The following is a 19,714-nucleotide window of genomic DNA, read 5'->3' on the forward strand; positions in this document are numbered from 1 at the left end:
TCGATTCGGTTCCGGCCGTGCGCGAAAAATGTGGGCCGCTCTCACGAGGCCGGAACGATGTCCAAAGTCTGCGTTGCCTGCCCGCATTCGACGTCGATCACCGCCGCGTCGCCTCCCTCGAACTGACAACCGATGCTGACCTGCAGGTCGGATTCGACGAACACCCGCCACAGCACCGTCGAATCGTCGATCGGCCTCTCGGTGTAGGCGATTCCGACGCGGCCGCCGAAATCTCGTGTGGATTCGAGAGATCCGATGGTCGAATCCGGCCCACGGGCATCGACGGCCGACCGGAGCTCGGCAGCGACCTGCTCCTGCGTCGAGCCCGGCAACAGGTCCGCCACGGTGACGACGATCCGACGCTCGGGCGGGGTCGGTGGAATCAGCACCATGCGGTCGGGGTCGTCCAGCTTCGTCCAGGTGCTCGGCAACTGCATCGACACCCGCCCGGACACGAAGGTGACCGTCTCGACCGGCGGTGGCGCATCCGCTGTCGTGGTCGGTAGCGGTGCGGCTACGGACGAGGATGTAGCACTCGGGACCACGACCGGCGAAAACGGTTGCGCTGCAGTACCATCCGGCTCTATTGGAGACTGTCCGGCGAAATACACAGCTGCGCAGACGAATACGAGGATCGCCGCCACGGCACCCACGGCTGCGAACAAAGGGCGACGTCTTTTCTCCCGGGACCGCGGCGGCGCGGCGACGTCGTCGAGCCATGCCGCCGATCGCGTCGTCGCGGCACGTACCGACGGTGCCGGGACGAGATCCGCCCCGGCTCGCCGATACAGCGATCCGGCGACATCGAGACCGGTCAGCCATTGCGTGGGGTGATCGACGACGGGATCCGCTCCGATGGGCGCCCCCACCACGTACACCTCATCGGGGCAGCGCGTGATCGACGACCGAACGCATTCCCCGACCGCTCGTCGCCACGCATCGTCGTCACCGATGCCGAACGGAAGGATCGCGCCGGTGTCTTCGCCGTGCGCCCCCGACTCGTCGAGCACGACGACGGACGTATCGAGAGCTCCGACTTCGACGACCACCGCGGCCGACGGTGCCCGTTCACCCGACGACGCAACGGCGGCCTCGGCCGTCTCCACGAGCACCACCTCGTTTGCCGAGGTCGCGAACATCGCGCGAACGATGCCCACACGTTCCTCGCCCCAGGTCGACGGATACGCGATCTCGAGCACGTCGAGTCGGTCGTGTACGCCGGCACCGTGCAGGGCCGACCACACGATTCCGTGGAACACCACCTCTCGATCCCACACCGTGGTCCCGACCGGGATCGACGCATCGTCGATACAGAGCAGCGGCGGTATCTCGTCTCCGGCTGCGCCCCGGCCGAACACCAATCGGCCACCCTCCTCGATGGCGAACGCCGATCCGACGCTCTCTCTCGGCCCCTCGAAGGCTGCGCCCGTGGCAACGACGGAAATTTCCGTGTAGCCCAGATGCACTGCGGCATACCGCCACGAGTGGCCCGTCAACTCGAATGTCCGAGCTGGACGAGCGACTGGCCGGAGCGGTCGACGAAGACCCCGCGTCCGGGTGGCATGGCACTGGGACGGACCGTCCCGAGCAGGTTCCCCTCGTCGCGGCTTCCGCTCATGACCAGTCCCGGCGTCACCAGATCGCGCAACCGTCCGATCACCGGGTCGAACAGCGCCCGGCCTGCCCCGCCCGAACGACGCGCCACGATGACGTGCAGCCCGATGTCCCGCGCATGAGGAAGGTGTTCCACCAACGGGACCAACGGATTTCCCGACGACGTGGCAACCAGATCGTAATCGTCGACGACGACGAACACCTCGGGGCCGTTCCACCACGACCGCTCGCGAAGCTGCTGTTGGGTCACGTCTGCTCCTGGCATGCGATCGGCCATGCGGCCGGCGAGGTCGACGAGCATGGCGGTCAGCGTCGCCTGCGAGGCCGCGTACCCGGCCAGATGCTCGGAATCGACGGTGCCGAGCAGAGTTCGGCGGTAGTCGGCGACGATGAGTTTGACGCTGTCGGGCGAGTTCGCCTCGACGAGCGATCGACAGATTCCGCGCAACAAGGAAGTCTTACCGCACTCGCTGTCACCGAACACTACGAAATGTGGATTCTCCGCGAAATCGACCACCACCGGTGCCAATTCGGCCTCGTCGATGCCGATGGGAACTGCGAGCTCAGGAATGCCGCCACGGGTTCGTGGCCACGCATCACCAAGCTGATCGAGCACCGCTGATCGTTCGAGCAACTCCGGCAGCATCCGCACCGGCGGCGCTGGAGTTCCCGCAGATGCAGCCGCGATCGCGGCGACCGACTCACCGACTGCGCGAGACAGGTCGTCGACGGAACAGACGTCGTCCACTCGCGGAAGTGCGATCAGCAGATGTAGTCCGTCCCTGGTCATGCCCCGGCCCGGCCGCCCCTCGGGAACGCTCGCCGCCTTGGCGCGACCCATGTCCGAATCCGACGGGTCACCGAGCCGCAGTTCCAATCGGGTGCCGATCAGGTCCTTGGTCGCGGGCCGAACTTCCGCCCACCGCGATGCGGTGAGGATCAGATGCAAACCGAAGGCGAGGCCCTGCGACGTCAAAGTGGCGATCTGCTGTTCGAGACTCTCGAAATCGGACCTGATCGACGGCCAACCGTCGATGACGAGAAAGACGTCGCCGAATCGATCCTCCGGGTCGACGGGTTGCGTTGCACGTCGCCGTCGGAACTCGGCCATCGAGTCGATCCCGCGATCACGGAACGTCCTCTCTCGCTGCCGAACGACGCCGGCGACTTCGGCCACGGTGCGCCGAACCCGATCGACGTCGAGCCGATTGGCCACCGATCCGACATGCGGCAGATCGGCCAACCCGGCCAGCGTTCCGCCGCCGAAGTCCAAGCAGTAGAACTGGACCTGCGCGGGCGAGTGCGTCATCGCGAGCGCCAGGATCAACGACCGAAGCGCCGTCGACTTGCCCGATTGCGGGGCACCGACGATGGCGACGTGGCCCGCAGCACCGGACAGATCGACGGTCAGCAGATCGCGGCGCTGATCGAAAGGCCGGTCGATGATCCCGATCGGGGCGCGGAGGGTGCTGAGCGGACCGATCCGCTCCGTCAGAACCGATCCGGGCAGCAACCGGTTCAACGTCGGTGCGGTGTCCAACGGCGGCAACCACACCTCGTGGGCCGGAATTCCCCGACCCTGAATTCGTCCGACGACCACGTCGAGCACCGTCGCACCGGTGCTCTCGGAGTCGACCGGATCCAGTTCTGCCGCCGGCGCAGTGGCAGCCTCGATCCGGCCGACATCGATGGAATCGAGTGGTACCGCGTAGGCAGTGAAGGGCTTCGGCCTGATGTCACTGCCGAGCGAGGGCCGCGCGCCAGGACCGGAACGCGGCGGCGAGTAAGGACCGGAGACGTATGCCGCAGCGAACCTGACGATCTCGGCCGAGTCGCACTTGAGATAGCCCGCACCCGGCTGAGCAGGAAGGTGATACGCGTCCGGAACCCCGAGCACCGAACGAGACTCGTTCGCGGAGAACGTCTTCAGACCGATTCGGTACGACAGATGACTGTCGAGACCGCGTAGTTTTCCTTCTTCGAGGCGCTGGCTGGCCAGCAGCAGGTGCATGTGCAGCGAGCGCCCGAGCCGACCGATCGCGACGAACAACTCGGCGAATTCGGGTTGCTGACTGAGCAATTCCGAGAACTCGTCGACCACCACGAACAGGGCGGGCATCGGTGCCAGATCCGCTCCCCCGGCGCGCGCCCTCTCGTAGTCGGAGACGTTCGCGAAGTTGCCGGCCGAGCGCAGCGACTCCTGCCGCCGGTTCATTTCGCCGGCCAACGCATCGCGCATTCGATCCACCAACGCCAAGTCCTCGGACAGGTTGGTGATGACCGCGGCCACGTGCGGTGCCGATTCGAGACCCGCGAACGTCGCGCCGCCCTTGAAGTCGACGAGCACCAGGTTCAGCTGTTCCGGCGAGTGAGTCGACACCAAGCCGAGCACCAGCGTACGAAGAAACTCGGATTTACCGGAACCCGTTGCGCCGATGCACAATCCGTGCGGCCCCATACCGTTCTCGGCGGATTCCTTCAGGTCGATCTCGACAGCACTGCCGTCGGGGGCGACACCTATCGGTACCCGCAGCCTCTCGCGTCCCCGGCGCATCGTCCACGCTCGGTCCGTGTCGAGTGCGCCCACATCGGCGATACCGACCAGGCTGTTCCACCCCGAAATCCGAACTCCGCCGTCGTCGACCACATCGACGACCGACGAGGACGACGGCGCGCGGTACGGCGACAGGCGTCGCGCAACGGCGTGTGCTTGCGTGGTGCTCATCGAATCCGCGACGGCGAACACCTCGACCGTGGTTCCGCTGACCGCTCCGATCGACCCGTTCTCGACGAACAGCTGGATTCCACGCGATGCAGCCAGTCGTGGGCACAGGCCGGACAGATCGATGATCGTGACGGAATCGAGGCCCGTGTCGGTGAGATCGGTCGAACGGTTGTCGAGGAGCCCGCCGTCCACCACGATCACCAGCTGCACGACGCCGGCAACCGGCACAGCTCCACGCGCAAATCGATTCCGCACACTCAGCACGTCGCCCAGCGCACCCTCGAGTTCGAGAAAACTACCGAAGATCATCCGAGCGGACCCGGCCCCGTCGCGCAGAACGTCGTGCTGAGTGTGTGGAAGCCACTTGGCCCACTCCCACTGCTGCACGGTGTCCGGACCACAGACGATCGCGACCGCGACCTGGTCGGGCCCGTGAAAGGTGCACAGCGAGGCCAACATCGCGCGCACCATCGCGCGGGCACCGTCCCGGTCGCCCGCTACGGACAGCGCCGCGAACCCCCTCAGTGACACCGCAGTCGGCAGCGCGGGCACCACCGAATGCGCCCGCACGAATCGACGCAGGGACACCGCCGAAACCGGTTCGAGTTCCTCCACCGGCCCGGTCTCGGGCGGAACCAGTCGAGTGGCAAGCCGCTGATCCCCCAGGCCGACTCGGACGTGAGCGAAATCCGGATCCGACAGTCGCCGTTCCCACATGCGCTCGGTTCCGGCGACCGACCACAACGTATCGGGGCCCGGGTGGCTCCATTCGAGGGCTCGGCGCTGCGCGCGTTCGGTTTCCGCGACGTCGCGGCGGAGCTGATCGAGATAGCGGAGGTAATCCTTGCGGTCCTCGTTGGCCTCGGCGGTGCGCGCCCCGCCGGACTTCCCGCCGCCGGCCAACATCCCCACCATGGACATCAGCATCATGGCCGGGAACATCAACATCATCGGGTTCGCCGCTGCGCCGGAGGTGAACATCAGCGCGACCATCCCGACCATCGCGGCAACCATCACCAGCGGCATCAGCTTCATCAGCAGATTGCCCGGCACCGCGCGTGGGATCTCGGGCGGCGGCTGCAGGGTCACTTCCCCACCAGGAGATCGAGGCACTTCCCGTCGGGCACCGCGAACGAAGCGCACGGTACTCATAGATCCGCCCCCACGGCCACGCCCCCAGAACTGCATCGCGGCAGCCTCCCCCCGAGGCTGCAGGACGACAGGCTAACGCATCGAAGACGGGGCGGTCCACAGTCGGCATCGCCACCCCGGACGGACATGACCACCGGTACGTCCGACGAGAAATAGAACGCTGCCCGACACCGTTGCAATTGAATGCGGCTCTTCGGCCGCGTGCTCGACGAACGAAAGGCTGGCCCCAACCGTGTCCGTACCTCTGTCCATCCTCGATCTCGCTCATGTGGGCGAGGGCGAAACAGTCCGCGACAGCTTCGATGCAAGCGTCACACTCGCTCAGCATGCCGAGAACTGGGGATACCGACGCATCTGGTACGCCGAGCACCACAACATGAAGACGATCGCGTCGTCGGCCACGTCGGTTCTCATCGCGCACGTAGCTGCCCACACCGAGCGCATCCGGCTCGGATCCGGCGGAATCATGCTTCCCAATCATGCGCCGCTGACCATCGCCGAGCAGTTCGGCACCTTGGCGACGCTGTACCCGGGACGGATCGATCTGGGGCTGGGCCGCGCACCCGGCAGTGACCAGGTGACGATGCGGGCGATGCGGCGCGATCCCGCGTCGGCCGATCGCTTTCCGCAGGATGTCCAGGAATTGCAGGGCTACCTGTCGGAAGAGTCTCTGATCCCCGGAGTGAGCGCGACTCCCGGCGCAGGTACCGAGGTACCGCTGTACATCCTGGGGTCGTCGCTCTTCGGCGCACAGCTCGCCGCTGCACTCGGCCTGCCCTATGCCTTCGCCTCACACTTTGCACCCGACGCTCTCGAGCAGGCCGTCGAGATCTACCGACGTGACTTCCGGCCGTCCGCTCAATTGTCCGAGCCACACCTGATCGTGGGCGTCAACGTGATCGCGGCCGATTCTCTGGCCGACGCACAGGCCCAGTTCCTCCGCACCAAGCGCAGCCGCGTCAGCCTCCTGCTCGGCCGCGGCCGGACCTTCACCGACGAGGAAGCCGACATGGTCCTCGAAGCGCCTGCGGGCCAACAGATCGCGAAGATGACCAAGTACTCGGCCGTCGGCACTCCGGACATGGTGAAGGACTACCTCGACCGTTTCGCCGAACGCACGGGAGCGGACGAGCTGATCGTCGCGTCCGGTGTGTCCGACCGCGCATCGTGGCTTCACTCGTTCGAGTTGCTCGCACAGGTGAGTGACCTGGTTCCTGCCTGACGGCGGTGCCGCGTCACCGGCAGATCCCGACGGGCAATTGCTTGTCGCCGCGATGTCGTAAGGTTTGGACACCGATGCCCACTGGGGCGGGCATCGGAACGCGAATCGAACGTATCCGGGGGGATATCCATGACACGCGCCGACAGCCGTCCACCGGCCGGCATTGCGCCGTCACGCACGGCACCTGCCGATCCGACACAGTCACCCGCCGCGTCGGACGTGGGTCGGCGGGCATCGGGTGCGCAATCCGTTTTTGCGCAGGAAGTCTGTCGGGTGACGGTGTTGGCCAGGTCCACGCAGGTGGACATGGCGCTGCCGGTGGACGTTCCGGTCTCGCTTCTCGTACCGGGAATCGTCGACCTGATTGCGGCGGGAGTGGAGCCTGCGGAACGACCCAGTAGAGCGGGAGTGGAGCCTGCGGAACGACTTGGTAGAGCGGGACGAGGAGGATCCCGCGACGGGGATCCCGCGTCGGATGGGTTGCACGTGGCGTGGACGCTCGCGCGGATCGGGTTCCCACCGTTGTCACCGACTGCGACGTTGGCGGAGCTGTCGGTGCGTGACGGTGAGTTGCTCGTGTTGGGTGTGGCCGAGCGGCCCGCGCCGGTTCCACTGTTCGACGACCTCATGTATTCCGTTGCGCGATCGGGTACCGACGATGTTCCGCACTGGACTGCGCGTACCGCGCGCACGGTGGGTTCGGTTGTCACCGGTGCGCTGGTGTTGCTGGCGTGCGCGGTCCTGTTACGTGGGCCGATCCGGGCCGGAGCCGAGCACGTCGGCAGTCTCGTCGAGGGGCGGGCTGCCGTCACTGCGTCGATTCTCTTCGCGATAGCGGGGGTGATTCTGGGGCGGATGTATCACCAGCACTCCGTCGCCGTCCTCTTCGGTGGATGCGCCGTCGCGCTGATGTTCACCGGCGGAACTGTGCTGGTACCCGGGCAGTTCGGCGCGGCTCAGCTGATGCTGGGTTCGGCCATGGCCGGTGCGACGGCTCTGCTGTCCCTTCGTATCGGCGGGACCGGGTTCGCACTGTTCACCGCTGCGATATCGGTGGCGCTTCTGACGTTCGCTGCCGCGGTGTGCGCATTGTTCACCACGATGGCACCACCGGCGATCGGTACTGCCGCGGCCCTCACCGGCCTGGCTGGAATCGCGCTCTCTGCCCGCGTGTCGATGATGCAGGCCAAATTGCCGCTTCCACCGGTCCCCACCGCGGGAGCACCGCTGGACACCGTCGAGGAAGCAGAACTCGACGCGATCTCGTTCGACGATCTGCAGGTCGCCGCGGCCGAAGCGCGTAGTTACCTGACCGGTCTGCTGTCGGCGTTCAGCGTCGCCGTGGTGGCGGGCGTGCTTGTCGCGGCGGGAGCCGATTCGGGAGATGGCGTCCGTTGGCCTGCGGTCGCGCTGGCGGCGCTGTGTGCGCTCGTCCTGCTGCTGCGTGGACGCACCTATGCCGTTGTGACGCATGCCGTTCCGCTGGTCGCAGGCGGAGCGACGATTCTGCTGGCGCTCCTCGTCGGTGCGGTCGTCGCACTGCCGGATCTCGTCCTCGCTCTGTTCGGGGTGGCACTGGCCGGCGCGGTGGCCTCGTCGATCTTCGGGGCATTCGTGCCCACACGGACGTACTCGCCGGTGATGCGGAGAGCGGCCGAACTACTCGAATACGCCGCCATCGCCCTGGTCATTCCGATTGCAGTGTGGGTGTGCGGTCTGTACAGCGTCGTCCGCGGGCTGTGACGCCGCACCGACGGCGAACGGTCGTCATCGCGGCGTTCACTGCTCTGTCGCTGTCGTTCGACGCAGCCTTCGGCGGGTATCCCGCACGCGCCGAACGTCCGGTGATCGACCCCTTCCAGCTGCCTGCGCCGAGCGCTCCCGGCCCGCTCGAACCCACGGAACAGAAGAACGCCTGCGCGCTGCCGTCCGCGACTGCCGACGCCCAGGACGTGCCGACCGCACTGAAGGCGCTCGACTTCGCATCGGTCTGGCCCATCACCCGTGGGGCAGGTCAAGTGGTTGCCGTCATCGACACCGGCGTCACCGCACATCCGCGCCTGCCGGGTCTGATCGCCGGCGGCGACTATGTCAGCGCAGGCGACGGGCTGTTCGACTGCGATGCACACGGAACGATGGTCGCCGGCCTGATCGCCGCACAGACCGCACCGGGCAGCGGATTCGCTGGAGGCGCACCCGACGCCCGCATACTGTCGATTCGTCAGTCCAGCAGTGTCTTTCAGATCGTCGACAACCGGCCCGAGGAGGAGAAGACAGCAGAGCCGGAGAATGCCGCGGGCTACGGCAACGTGCGCACCATGGCCATGGCCATCCGAACTGCGGTGGACTCGGGTGCCTCGGTCATCAACATCTCCGAGGTCGCCTGCGTGCCCGCCGGAGGCGGTGTGGCCGACGGTCCGCTCGGCGCGGCCGTGCAGTACGCCGTCCGAGAGAGGAACGTCGTGGTCGTCGCAGCAGCTGGAAATCTCGGCAGCGCTGCCTGCCAGGCACAGAACCCGATGACCGATCCGCTTCGGCCTGGTGCCGACCCGTGGGCGTCCATCGCGACCATCGCGACTCCGGCGTGGTTCGACGACGTGTTGACTGTCGGTTCGGTCGAGTCGGACGGCACACCGTCTCCGTTCAGCCTGGCCGGTCCGTGGGTCGACGTCGCCGCTCCGGGCTCGAATATGACGTCGCTGTCGCCGACGGGCAACGGACTGGCGAACGGCACCCGGGGCACCGATGGCGTGATTCCCATGACCGGAACGAGTTTTGCGGCACCGCTGGTTGCCGGGGTTGCGGCGCTGGTGCGCTCCCACCGGCCCGAACTGTCGGCGCTGGAGGTGATCGATCGGATCGAACGAACGGCGCACGAGCCGGCCGAAGGGTGGAATCCCTTCGTCGGCCACGGCGTCGTCGATCCGCTTGCAGCGGTGACCGATTCGGTGACGCCCACCCCCCGGTCGGTTCCTGCGGACAGTGTTGCGATGAGTGCGCCGTTGCCGCCGCCCACGCCGGATCATCGACCGCGGACCGCAGCCGTCACCGGTTCGGTGCTGGTGGCAGTGATCCTGGCACTCGGACTCGCACTGTCGGTACCGCTGCGCCGACGCGGCAGAACCGACTGAGCCAGGCGCTACTTCGTCGGAAGCGCCGCGGCCTGCGGGTCGGGAGCAACACCGTCGTGCATCGTCAGGGCCTGGCCGCGCCCGAGAGTTGGCCCACTGCCGAGCAATTGGAGTATCTGCCAAGGCGCGGGTGCCGGCGGTCCGAACCCCAACGCCGACGCAGCCTCGGCACCGTCGACGCCGTATCGCACTCCGGTATCGGCCACGAAGAAGACGCTGCCCCGACGTGTACTCGACGCGGAGATACCGGTACTGCGCACGAAACCGCCGCTACCGGGTGCCAGATAGACCTGGTCGACGGCGTCACCGCCACCATCGGCCTGAGCCAGCGAAACCGGTTGTGCATCTGCCTCCAGCGGCAGCCCGCGACCGGCGGACTCGACCAGTCGAGCCGACGGCCCGCCGTCGGCAACTGCGAGTGGCTCCCACGTCAAGCAACCCACCGGGCGCTCCCCGGTATCGACGATCGTGGGAGCGGTCTCCGGAAACGTCGAAACCTCCAGCCCGAAGGACGTTTTGGGAGCATTCGCGAGCAGGTCGGGATTGACGGCTACGATTTCCGGACTGCCCTGCGAATCGGTGAATTTCAGGAGGAGGGCCGCAGTCTCGTTGATCGCTTGTATTCCGTCCTCGAGAACCACGTAGTACTGGACGTCGCGACCGGCGACCTTGACGACCGATCCGATCGTCCGGCCGTCGAACGGAAACGCAGGAGCCTCACCCGCTCGAGGCACGAACGGTGCTGCGACGGGGGGTGATTCGGGCACGGAATTGAGCAGACCGGCACTGACCGGAGATGGTGTCGCGTCCTCGAGTCCGAGTGCCCGGACCACTGCCCTGTTGTTCAGGTCGACCGGCGATTTGGTGCCGTCGTGCACGAGATAGGCAGTGCCGTCCGATGTCCAGAGGAACGCCTCGGAATCGGCGAGCGCAGCCGTGCTTTCACCGAAGCGAGGATCACCCACCACAACCGTTGTCGAGGTCACTCCCGTGATCCGGTCGACGGTGTCGCAGACGGTCCACGTTTCTGCGCTGCCGTCACTGTCGTGCGGTAGCGCAGACGGAGCACCGGGAATACCCACCAGCGCGCCGCGGGGTCGTGCGGACAATTCGGATTCCTTGACCGTCAACGGGTCGTCGGGCTTGCCTACGATCAATCGAGCCGACGCGAGATTGAGCACCGGATGGAACACGTCGTCCACTTTCACGAACATCGCGGCCGAATCCTTGCCCACCACGATCGACGCGTCGCCGATCTTGTCCAGCGGCCGAAACAGTGCCAGCGCAGCGCATCCCGCCAAGCCGATGCAGGCGACGACGACGCCCACGAGCAGTGCCCGCGACTGCGACTTCATCGGATCGTGCAGCATCCGAACGTCGCGTCTGATCAGTGCATGTTCCATTCTGCGGACGAGAAAGCGGTAACCGCCAACCTGCCACTTCGTTGTCGGCGTCGACGCCACGCTTCCTCCCCAGGATTGTGCGGACCCGATCCCCATTCGGGTCACGCGACACAGTACAGTTCGTCCGCACACCTCGGCGACCGCGTTGGCGTTCGTCGATGGGGCACTGCGACCTTCGGGGGGAGGGTTTCGATGACGCGTACCGGTCGGGCAGGGCGTGGGCGAGCCGCCGTTCCTTTCGTCGCGCCCACGGTGCGGCGGGTGATCTTGGCCGAGACCGCAGCCGTGGCGATCGGCTCGGCTCTGTTCGCGGCACAGGTGAGACCAGGGCTGACTCTGCTCGCTGTTGCGACGGTAGCGCTCGTTCCGTTCGTCGCCGTTCGGCGCAGATCGGTCGTGGACTGGGTCCGGACAATCTGGCGGTTCCTCGCCGATCGTGCCCCCGATGTCGGTGTGAGTACGGACCACACCGACACGGCAGTCGGCCCGGTCGGTGTCCACTGGCAGCGCGACACCGTCACCTGCACCATCGAGATCGTCCCGCCCGGGCACGCCACCACAGTCCTCGGCAAGGCGAGCGCCGAGACGCAACACACGCTTCCTGTCGACGCGTTGGCGTCGTGTCTGCGACAGCACGACATCGAGGTCTGCTCCATCGACGTCGTTGCACTCGGATTCCGCAGCTCGGCAGGCTCGGTCGCCACCGAGGTGTACGAGTCACTCATCGGTCCGCTACCGGCAGTAGCGGTGCGAACAGTCTGGGTGGCAGTCACTCTCGACCTGCGTGCGAATGCGCGTGCGATCGGGGCCAGAGGCGGAGGCAGGGCCGGGGCAGCCCGCGCCGCTGTCGTCGCGACCACTCGCGTACATCGCGCTCTGAACGCCCACGGGCTGTCCTCGCGACTGTTGACGAGCTCCGAACTACGATCGGCTGTGTTGCACCTGTGCCGGGGCGTGAGTATCGACGACCTCACCCAGACGTGGTCGACAGCACCCCTACCGGGTGCGTCGAGTACCGGCTTCGGAATCGATTGCAGCACAGTCACTGCCGAGGACATCGCGACCCTGTGGGCAACACCGTCCCTCGGAACGACGCTGTCCTTCCGCCTGCAACCGACCCACGACACCGGGAAGGTGCGCATCCATGGGTCGTGCAGATTCGCCACTCGAACACCGATCACGAAGCCTCGTGTACGCGCGCTGACCTCGATGAGCGGGAGTCAACGCGACGGCATCCTCGCCCAGCTCCCGCTGGCCCTACCCGCCCTGGATTCGTTGTCTCCCAGACGATTTCTCGACACAACGACAATGCACGAGCTGAAACTCCCGGTAAGCGGGTGCGGCCAGCTGTTGGGAGCCGATGCTCACGGACACGGTGTCGCGGTGCGGCTGTTCGGACCGGGCCTGACGCGAGTTCGAATCGCCGGAGAGCTCTACCTCGCCCAGCAACTGATCTTCCGCGCCATCGCCACCGGTGCCAGGGTTCTCGTCCGCACGGATCGCCCGCACGCCTGGCGCGCGATCCTCGACGCCATCGGCGCACCCGATCGACTACTGGTCGACGGCACCACGACCCGATCCCGGCCGTCGTACGACGTGATCCTGATCGACTTCGCCGACGGTTCGGCACCGCCTGTGCAACAGGGACTTTCGGGCGTCACCATGATCTCGTTGTCCGAGCACCTACCGCGGACCGGCCGCCCCGAACAGGAGCGAAGCGTGCCTGAGCCGGATCTGACGATCGTCCAGCCCCATGCGTCGGGAGATCGAATTCGAGTCCGATCCGGTCCACTCGACGTCGAGCTGACATTGGTCACGATTCCGCAGGAGACGGCGTTCATCGGCCGCCCCAGGAGTCTGCGCCCCGCGGTTCGTGCATGACCGATTCTCAGCCGGGGTAGTCGGCGCGCCCACGAGCGCCGGCGACCGCATCGGCCCACCACTCCAGCTGATCGAGAAGACGCCCGAGAGCGTCGACGGCTGCGGCATCGTCGATCCGTCCCGACTCGTCGAACCGCTTGCGCACCCGGTGCAGCGACACGGCGTCTCGGACCGAGACCATGTGCAATTCGGCAGTGATCTGCCGCAGCTGTTCGGTCGCTCGAATCCCACCGCCCAGCCCGCCGTAGGAGACGAATCCCACCGGCTTGCCACGCCATTCGTACTTCACCGTGTCGAGCGCAGTCTTCAACGCACCGGGTACGCCGTGGTTGTACTCCGGAGTGACGAACACGAAGGCATCGGCGGCACCTATGATCCCGGTGAAGCGTTCGGAGTCCTCGCACGGAACGAGAGAATTCGGTAACTCGAAATCGGCCAGGTCGACGTCCACCACCTCGACGGTGGTGCGTTCGGCTGCGACACCTCGAACCCAGGCCGCGACGGTCGGTCCCACTCGACCGGCACGCACACTACCGACGACGATGGCGAGCTGTATCGGCTGCATCGCTCCGACACTAGACCCGGTGACGCTCGGTCAGCCCTCTCCCCCACAGCAACCGCCGCCGGTGATCGCCGAGCGCACTTCTCGGGTGGCCGCGTTCCGAGCGGCCAGCTCGTCGGCCGGCGGGTAGTCGACTCCAACCAAGGACAAGCCGTGCGCCGGAGCCACCGCCACCTCGCTCGCCCGCTCGCGCCGAGTCAACAATGACCGCGCCCAGTCGGGAGTTCGACGCCCTTCCCCCACGGCCTGGATGGCACCGACGAGGCTACGGACCATCGACCAGCAGAATGCGTCGGCGCTGACGTATGCGGTGAGACGATCGCCGTCGCGCTCCCAGTCGAAGCGCTGCAGTTCCCGAACGGTGGTGGCACCGTCACGTCGCTTGCAGAACGCGGCGAAATCGTGCAGACCGACCAATCCCACGGATGCCTCACGCATCGCACCCAGATCGATGGGCCTGGGCCAGGAGACGACACCGGCGACATCGAGGGGGTCGACACCGTATGGCGCAGTGCCGAAACGATATTCGTAGTGCCTGCGGTATGCCGAGAATCGCGCGTCGAAATCACGGGAGACGGCGGTGATGGCCCGCACTCGAACATCGGTGGGTAGAAACCGGGCCATTCGGCGGACCAGTCGGTCGTGATCGTCGGGAACGTCGACGGCGTCGAAGTGCGCCACCTGTCCCGTCGCATGGACTCCCGCGTCGGTTCGTCCCGCCACGGTCAGCTCTACCGATTGCCGCAGCACCGTGGAGAAGGCTTCTTCGAGCACTCCGCAGACGGTGCGGATACCCGGTTGGCGCGCCCACCCGGAGAATCTCGTGCCGTCGTACGAGATGTCGAGCCGAAATCTGGTGGGGACCGACAAAGCGGGCCCGCCTTCCCCTGGGGGAATGGCGGGCCCGCTTCGATCGTGCGCGGAGCTCAAAAGGACTAGTCCTTCTTGGCTTCCTCGGCCTCGGGGGCGTCCGACGCGTGTGCGTCGTTGTCCTCGATGCCTTCGATGACTGCGTCGGCGTTGGCCACCTCGGCGTCGGTCGCGTCGGCTTCGACAGCCTCGACGACGTTCTCGTCGGTCGCGTCCTCGGCCGGAGCCTCGGTTGCGGCGGGAGCAGCCTGCGAAGCCTTCACGCGGCGAGCGCGATCGGCTTCGTTGGACACCGTCTGCTCGTTGACGAGCTCGATGATGGCCATCGGCGAGTTGTCACCCTTGCGGGGGACGGTCTTGATGATGCGCGTGTAGCCACCGTCGCGATCGGCGAAGAAAGGCCCGATCTCGGCGAACAGCTTGTGCACGACATCTTTGTTGTTGATCGTCTTGAGAACCTCACGACGATGCGCCAGATCACCCTTTTTGGCGTGGGTGACGAGCTTCTCGGCGTGGGGACGAAGGCGCTTGGCCTTCGACTCGGTGGTGGTGATGCGGCCGTGCTCGAAGAGTGACGTCGCCAGGTTGGCCAGGATGGCCTTCTGGTGCGACGCCGACCCGCCGAGACGGCGGCCCTTGGTGGGCTTGGGCATGATGAATCTCCTAGTAAGAGCTCCAGCGAGCTGATTACAGCTGTTCTGTCTCGGCGTAGTCCTGCTCGGCACCTTCGGTGTCGCTGAAGGAGCCGGCGTCGGTGTCACTCCACGTGCCCGTGGTGGCGTCGTAGCCAGGCACGGTGCTCGGATCGAACGACGCGGGGCTGTCCTTGAGGGAGAGGCCGAGCGAATGCAGCTTGACCTTCACCTCGTCGATGGACTTCTGCCCGAAGTTACGGATGTCGAGCAGATCGGACTCGGTACGACCAACCAACTCGCCGACGGTGTGAACACCCTCGCGCTTGAGGCAGTTGTAGGAACGGACGGTGAGGTCCAGATCCTCGATGGGGAGTCCGAAGGAAGCAATGTGATCGGCCTCGGCGGGCGAGGGTCCGATCTCGATACCTTCTGCTTCGACGTTCAGCTCACGGGCGAGGCCGAAGAGCTCAACCAGGGTCTTGCCCGCCGAAGCGAGCGCGTCCCGCGCGGTGATGGAATTCTTGGTCTCCACGTCGAGAACGAGCCGATCGAAGTCGGTGCGCTGTTCGACGCGAGTGGCCTCCACCTTGTAGGTGACCTTGAGCACGGGTGAGTAGATCGAGTCGACCGGAATACGGCCGATCTCGGCACCCGAAGCCTTGTTCTGAACGGCGGGGACGTAGCCGCGACCGCGCTCGACTACGAGCTCGATCTCCAACTTGCCCTTGTCGTTCAGGGTCGCGATGTGCAGATCGGGGTTGTTCACCGTGACGCCGGCCGGGGGCACGATGTCGCCTGCGGTCACAGCGCCGGGGCCCTGCTTGCGGACGTACATGGTGACCGGTTCGTCTTCTTCGGAGCTCACCACGAGGCCCTTGAGGTTCAGGATGATGTCGGTGACATCTTCCTTGACTCCGGGGACGGTGGTGAATTCGTGGAGGACGCCGTCGATACGGATGCTGGTGACAGCAGCGCCGGGGATCGACGACAGCAGGGTGCGGCGGAGCGAGTTGCCGAGTGTGTAACCGAAGCCGGGCTCGAGCGGCTCGATGACGAATTTCGAGCGGTTGTCGGCGATGACCTCTTCGGTCAGCGTCGGGCGCTGTGAAATGAGCATTGTGTGTTCCTCCTGTACGGGCGTCCGCTATTTGACGCCCACGTGTGGAGGCGAAGACGCATGTGAGCCTCACGGGGAGACTCACATGCGTGCTGCGCCTTACTTCGAGTAGTACTCGACGATGAGCTGCTCCTGGAGCGGCACGTCGATCTGTGCGCGCTCCGGCAACCGGTGCACCAGGATGCGAAGACGGTTGGGGACGACCTGCAGCCACGGGGCGACGGGACGGTCGCCGTAGCTTTCGCGGGCGATCTGGATCGGCAGAGTCTGTGCCGACTTCTCACGCACGTCGATGATGTCGTACTGCGAGACGCGGTAGCTGGGGATGTCGACGCGCTTGTTGTTCACCAGGAAGTGACCGTGCGTGACCAGCTGACGGGCCTGACGACGCGTGCGTGCCAGTCCGGCGCGGTAGACGACGTTGTCGAGACGACTCTCGAGGATGGTCAGCAGGTTCTCGCCGGTCTTGCCGACCGTCCTGTTGGCTTCCTTGTAGTACAGACGGAACTGCTTCTCCATGACGCCGTAGGTGAAGCGAGCCTTCTGCTTCTCCTGCAGCTGGAGCAGGTACTCGCTCTCCTTGATCCGCGCGCGGCCGTGCTGGCCGGGCGGGTAGGGACGACGCTCGAACGCCTGGTCGCCTCCGACGAGGTCGACGCGCAGACGACGCGACTTGCGGGTGATAGGACCGGTATAACGTGCCATTTTCTAAACCTTTCCTTCCCGCTAGACCCGACGCCGCTTGGGCGGACGGCAGCCGTTGTGCGGCTGAGGGGTGACATCGGAGATGGTGCCGACCTCGAGGCCAGCGGCCTGAAGCGAGCGGATCGCGGTCTCACGGCCGGAGCCGGGACCCTTGACGAACACGTCGACCTTCTTGACGCCGTGCTCCTGTGCCTTGCGCGCAGCGTTCTCGGCTGCGAGCTGTGCGGCGAACGGGGTCGACTTGCGCGAGCCCTTGAAGCCCACGTGTCCCGAGGACGCCCACGAGATGACGTTTCCGGCGGGGTCGGTGATCGACACGATCGTGTTGTTGAACGTGCTCTTGATGTGCGCAGATCCGTGCGGGACGTTCTTCTTGTCCCTGCGACGCGTCTTCTGCGCCTTCTTCGGACCGGTACCGCGTGCTTTGGGGGGCATTACTTCGCCTTCTTCTTGCCGGCAATGGTGCGCTTGGGTCCCTTACGGGTACGCGCATTGGTCTTGGTGCGCTGTCCACGGACGGGCAGACCACGACGGTGGCGAAGACCCTGGTAGCAGCCGATTTCGATCTTGCGACGGATGTCGGCCTGAACCTCGCGGCGCAGGTCGCCCTCGACCTTGAGGGACTCGTTGATGTAATCGCTGAGCTTGCGCAGATCGTCGTCGCCGAGATCCTTGCTTCGCAGGTCGGGGCTGACGCCCGTCGCTGTGAGGATTTCCTTGGAGCGGGTACGGCCGACGCCGTAGATGTAAGTCAGTGCGATCTCCATGCGCTTTTCGCGCGGCAGATCCACACCTGCGAGACGTGCCATGTGGCATTTCCTTTTCTTGTCCGGAGGTCTGCTCCCAGTCCGTCCCCTGTGTCCTTCTCACCGCTGGGGTGTGAAGCGTCTTTCAACTAACTCAGTGGGGCCCCGGCCTCCGTGCCGGGGGTCTGCCGCGACGCGTGTGTCGCGGTTGGTGCTGGGAGGTCATCTTCTAGCTGTTGCCAAGCCGACGTGCGAAATGCTCGGTGGTTATCCCTGACGCTGCTTGTGACGCAGGTTGTCGCAGATCACCATGACGCGTCCGTTACGACGAATCACCTTGCACTTTTCGCAGATCTTCTTGACGCTCGGCTGAACCTTCACGTCGTTGATCTCCTGTGTGTAGCTCGGCCCCGCTGCGTGCAGTGGCCCCGAGCATGGTTCTCCCCGACCGGACGTGGCCGGGGAAGCTCTTACTTGTAGCGGTAAACGATGCGTCCACGCGTGAGGTCGTAGGGCGAAAGCTCCACCACGACGCGATCCTCGGGAAGGATGCGGATGTAGTGCTGACGCATCTTTCCGCTGATGTGAGCGAGTACCTTGTGGCCGTTTTCGAGCTCAATGCGAAACATCGCATTGGGCAGCGGTTCGACAACTCGGCCCTCTACCTCGATAGCACCGTCTTTCTTGGCCATATCCTCCGCGATCCTGGCTCTCACACCTGGTTGATTGCATCTGTTTCCGTTACCGTGATGCCCACTGACCGACCCGAATCAACGGGTCGACGTATCGCCGGAACGGTTCGCAGCCCACCAGGGCACGCGAACATCCGGTACGCAGGGCGCACCGTCGATCCATGCTACCGGGTAATGCACGTCTGGCCAAATGCGTCCAGTGTCCATACTCCAGGTCAACGTTTGCCCCAGTTCGATTTCCTGAGCTAACGTTCCGCCGGGCTGCATCACAGCCGCACAACCACTGGCCGTACCGACTGCGTTCGCAGCGGCGGCCGTGTCCGCGAAGACGACTACGAGGCACCCCTCTTGAGATCAGACACGCGCGCCGGAGACCCGGTCGTATCCGTCATCATCCCAATTCACAACGCCAAGGACGTTCTCGACGATCAACTGCGAGCTCTCGCTCGACAGGACTACGAGCATCCGTTCACGGTGATCATCAGCGACAACGGCTCGACCGACGGCCTTCGCGAACACATCGACAGCCATCACCTTCGTGGCGCTCTGGACCTGAGATACGTCGATGCTGCGGGAACCCCGGGGGCATCGTTCGCACGCAACCGGGGTGCAGACGCCGCCCGCAGCGAATTGCTTGCATTCTGCGACGCGGACGACGCGGTGCACCCGAGCTGGCTCCGACGCATCGTTGCGGGCCTCGACGAGTACGACCTCGTGGGTACCGGCCTGGAGACGGAGACACTGAACTCCGTTGCCACGCGAGCATCGACGCCTTTCGCACCGCCCACGGATCAGGGAAAGTCGACATTCCTGCCGTTCGTCATCGGTGCCAGCATGGCGTGCCGCAGATCGACCTACCGTCAGCTCGGCGGCATGCTCGAATACGTACACGCCAGCGAGGACATGGAATTCTCGTGGCGCGCACAGCACGCGGGCCGTCGGTTGCACTTCATCGCCGAACCGCTGGTCTCCTACCGACTGCGCACCGGCCACCGGGAGAACTGGAAACAAGCAGGCGCTTTGGGATACGGATCGGCTCACGTGCGCGGCCTCTACCGAGCACACGGCTGCCCACCCTTCCGAGCCCGCTCGATCTCCGTCGCCCTGCTGATGCTCGGCGTACGGAACCCACTGCTTCCGACTGCCGTGACCAGGATGCCCACTCGACTCTGGCTACGTCTGGTGGCTGCGCACCTCGGCCTGCTCCGTGGCGGTCGACGCTACGGATCGTTGGCCTGGTGACCCTGACCGGATCCGAC

At 65.7% G+C, this 19,714-nt stretch carries 17 protein-coding genes; 5 read left to right on the plus strand and 12 right to left on the minus strand.

Going from position 1 to position 19,714, the window contains the following annotated elements:
• Positions 1-41: 41 nt before the first annotated feature.
• Both R3P95_RS04200 and eccCa read right to left on the minus strand, forming a co-directional pair.
• Positions 42-1,496, minus strand: a complete 1,455-nt coding sequence (locus tag R3P95_RS04200; protein ID WP_317547379.1) for a type VII secretion-associated protein — start codon at positions 1,494-1,496, stop codon at positions 42-44.
• Positions 1,493-5,491 carry a type VII secretion protein EccCa gene (eccCa, locus tag R3P95_RS04205; RefSeq protein ID WP_317547380.1) on the minus strand — a complete coding sequence of 1,333 codons (3,999 nt, stop codon included), beginning with the start codon at positions 5,489-5,491 and terminating at the stop codon, positions 1,493-1,495. The genes R3P95_RS04200 and eccCa overlap by 4 nt, the downstream gene beginning before the upstream one ends.
• 232 nt (positions 5,492-5,723) lie before the next feature.
• On the opposite strand from eccCa, the gene R3P95_RS04210 reads away from it, so the two are divergent.
• The 3 genes from R3P95_RS04210 (at position 5,724) to mycP (ending at position 9,844) form a co-directional block, all read left to right on the plus strand.
• Positions 5,724-6,713 (plus strand): LLM class flavin-dependent oxidoreductase, encoded by a 990-nt coding sequence (locus R3P95_RS04210; RefSeq protein WP_317547381.1) that lies wholly within the window; start codon positions 5,724-5,726, stop codon positions 6,711-6,713.
• A 129-nt stretch (positions 6,714-6,842) separates the two neighbouring features.
• A complete protein-coding gene (eccD, locus tag R3P95_RS04215; RefSeq protein ID WP_317547382.1) occupies positions 6,843-8,456 on the plus strand; it encodes a type VII secretion integral membrane protein EccD in 1,614 nt (537 codons plus the stop codon).
• Complete coding sequence (gene mycP, locus R3P95_RS04220; protein ID WP_394855234.1) at positions 8,423-9,844, plus strand: type VII secretion-associated serine protease mycosin; 1,422 nt, start codon at positions 8,423-8,425, stop codon at positions 9,842-9,844. Before eccD ends, mycP begins: the two co-directional genes overlap by 34 nt.
• Before the next feature lie 8 nt (positions 9,845-9,852).
• On the opposite strand, the gene eccB is transcribed toward mycP, so the two are convergent.
• The gene (gene eccB / locus R3P95_RS04225; RefSeq protein ID WP_317547383.1) at positions 9,853-11,307 is read right to left on the minus strand and encodes a type VII secretion protein EccB; all 1,455 of its coding nucleotides are present in this window, start codon (positions 11,305-11,307) and stop codon (positions 9,853-9,855) included.
• Positions 11,308-11,439: 132 nt separating this feature from the next.
• Between eccB and eccE the strand changes: the two genes are divergently transcribed.
• Positions 11,440-13,128, plus strand: a complete 1,689-nt coding sequence (gene eccE, locus R3P95_RS04230) for a type VII secretion protein EccE (RefSeq protein WP_317547384.1) — start codon at positions 11,440-11,442, stop codon at positions 13,126-13,128.
• Positions 13,129-13,135: 7 nt separating this feature from the next.
• On the opposite strand, the gene R3P95_RS04235 is transcribed toward eccE, so the two are convergent.
• The 9 genes from R3P95_RS04235 to infA form a co-directional block, all read right to left on the minus strand.
• Positions 13,136-13,693, minus strand: a complete 558-nt coding sequence (locus R3P95_RS04235; protein WP_068051320.1) for an NADPH-dependent FMN reductase — start codon at positions 13,691-13,693, stop codon at positions 13,136-13,138.
• A gap of 30 nt (positions 13,694-13,723) precedes the next feature.
• Complete coding sequence (gene truA, locus R3P95_RS04240; RefSeq protein WP_317547385.1) at positions 13,724-14,620, minus strand: tRNA pseudouridine(38-40) synthase TruA; 897 nt, start codon at positions 14,618-14,620, stop codon at positions 13,724-13,726.
• Between the two features lie 5 nt (positions 14,621-14,625).
• Positions 14,626-15,213: a 50S ribosomal protein L17 gene (gene rplQ, locus R3P95_RS04245; protein ID WP_068051325.1), complete on the minus strand. Its 588-nt coding sequence runs from the start codon at positions 15,211-15,213 to the stop codon at positions 14,626-14,628.
• Between the two features lie 34 nt (positions 15,214-15,247).
• Positions 15,248-16,312 carry a DNA-directed RNA polymerase subunit alpha gene (locus tag R3P95_RS04250; protein ID WP_008718222.1) on the minus strand — a complete coding sequence of 355 codons (1,065 nt, stop codon included), beginning with the start codon at positions 16,310-16,312 and terminating at the stop codon, positions 15,248-15,250.
• A gap of 99 nt (positions 16,313-16,411) precedes the next feature.
• Complete coding sequence (gene rpsD, locus R3P95_RS04255; protein ID WP_032397528.1) at positions 16,412-17,017, minus strand: 30S ribosomal protein S4; 606 nt, start codon at positions 17,015-17,017, stop codon at positions 16,412-16,414.
• A gap of 21 nt (positions 17,018-17,038) precedes the next feature.
• Positions 17,039-17,452, minus strand: a complete 414-nt coding sequence (gene rpsK, locus R3P95_RS04260; protein WP_027496331.1) for a 30S ribosomal protein S11 — start codon at positions 17,450-17,452, stop codon at positions 17,039-17,041.
• A complete protein-coding gene (rpsM, locus tag R3P95_RS04265) occupies positions 17,452-17,826 on the minus strand; it encodes a 30S ribosomal protein S13 (RefSeq protein WP_008718227.1) in 375 nt (124 codons plus the stop codon). The genes rpsK and rpsM overlap by 1 nt, the downstream gene beginning before the upstream one ends.
• A gap of 204 nt (positions 17,827-18,030) precedes the next feature.
• The gene (rpmJ, locus tag R3P95_RS04270) at positions 18,031-18,144 is read right to left on the minus strand and encodes a 50S ribosomal protein L36 (protein ID WP_025347279.1); all 114 of its coding nucleotides are present in this window, start codon (positions 18,142-18,144) and stop codon (positions 18,031-18,033) included.
• Between the two features lie 89 nt (positions 18,145-18,233).
• Positions 18,234-18,455 carry a translation initiation factor IF-1 gene (gene infA / locus R3P95_RS04275; RefSeq protein WP_005140011.1) on the minus strand — a complete coding sequence of 74 codons (222 nt, stop codon included), beginning with the start codon at positions 18,453-18,455 and terminating at the stop codon, positions 18,234-18,236.
• 348 nt (positions 18,456-18,803) lie between these two features.
• Here infA and R3P95_RS04280 point away from each other — a divergent pair, with 348 nt between their 5' ends.
• Positions 18,804-19,697: a glycosyltransferase gene (locus R3P95_RS04280; RefSeq protein ID WP_317547386.1), complete on the plus strand. Its 894-nt coding sequence runs from the start codon at positions 18,804-18,806 to the stop codon at positions 19,695-19,697.
• Positions 19,698-19,714 lie beyond the last annotated feature (17 nt).

It is taken from the genome of Rhodococcus cercidiphylli, from assembly GCF_033042225.1.
In the GTDB taxonomy this organism is placed as follows: Bacteria; Actinomycetota; Actinomycetes; order Mycobacteriales; family Mycobacteriaceae; genus Rhodococcoides.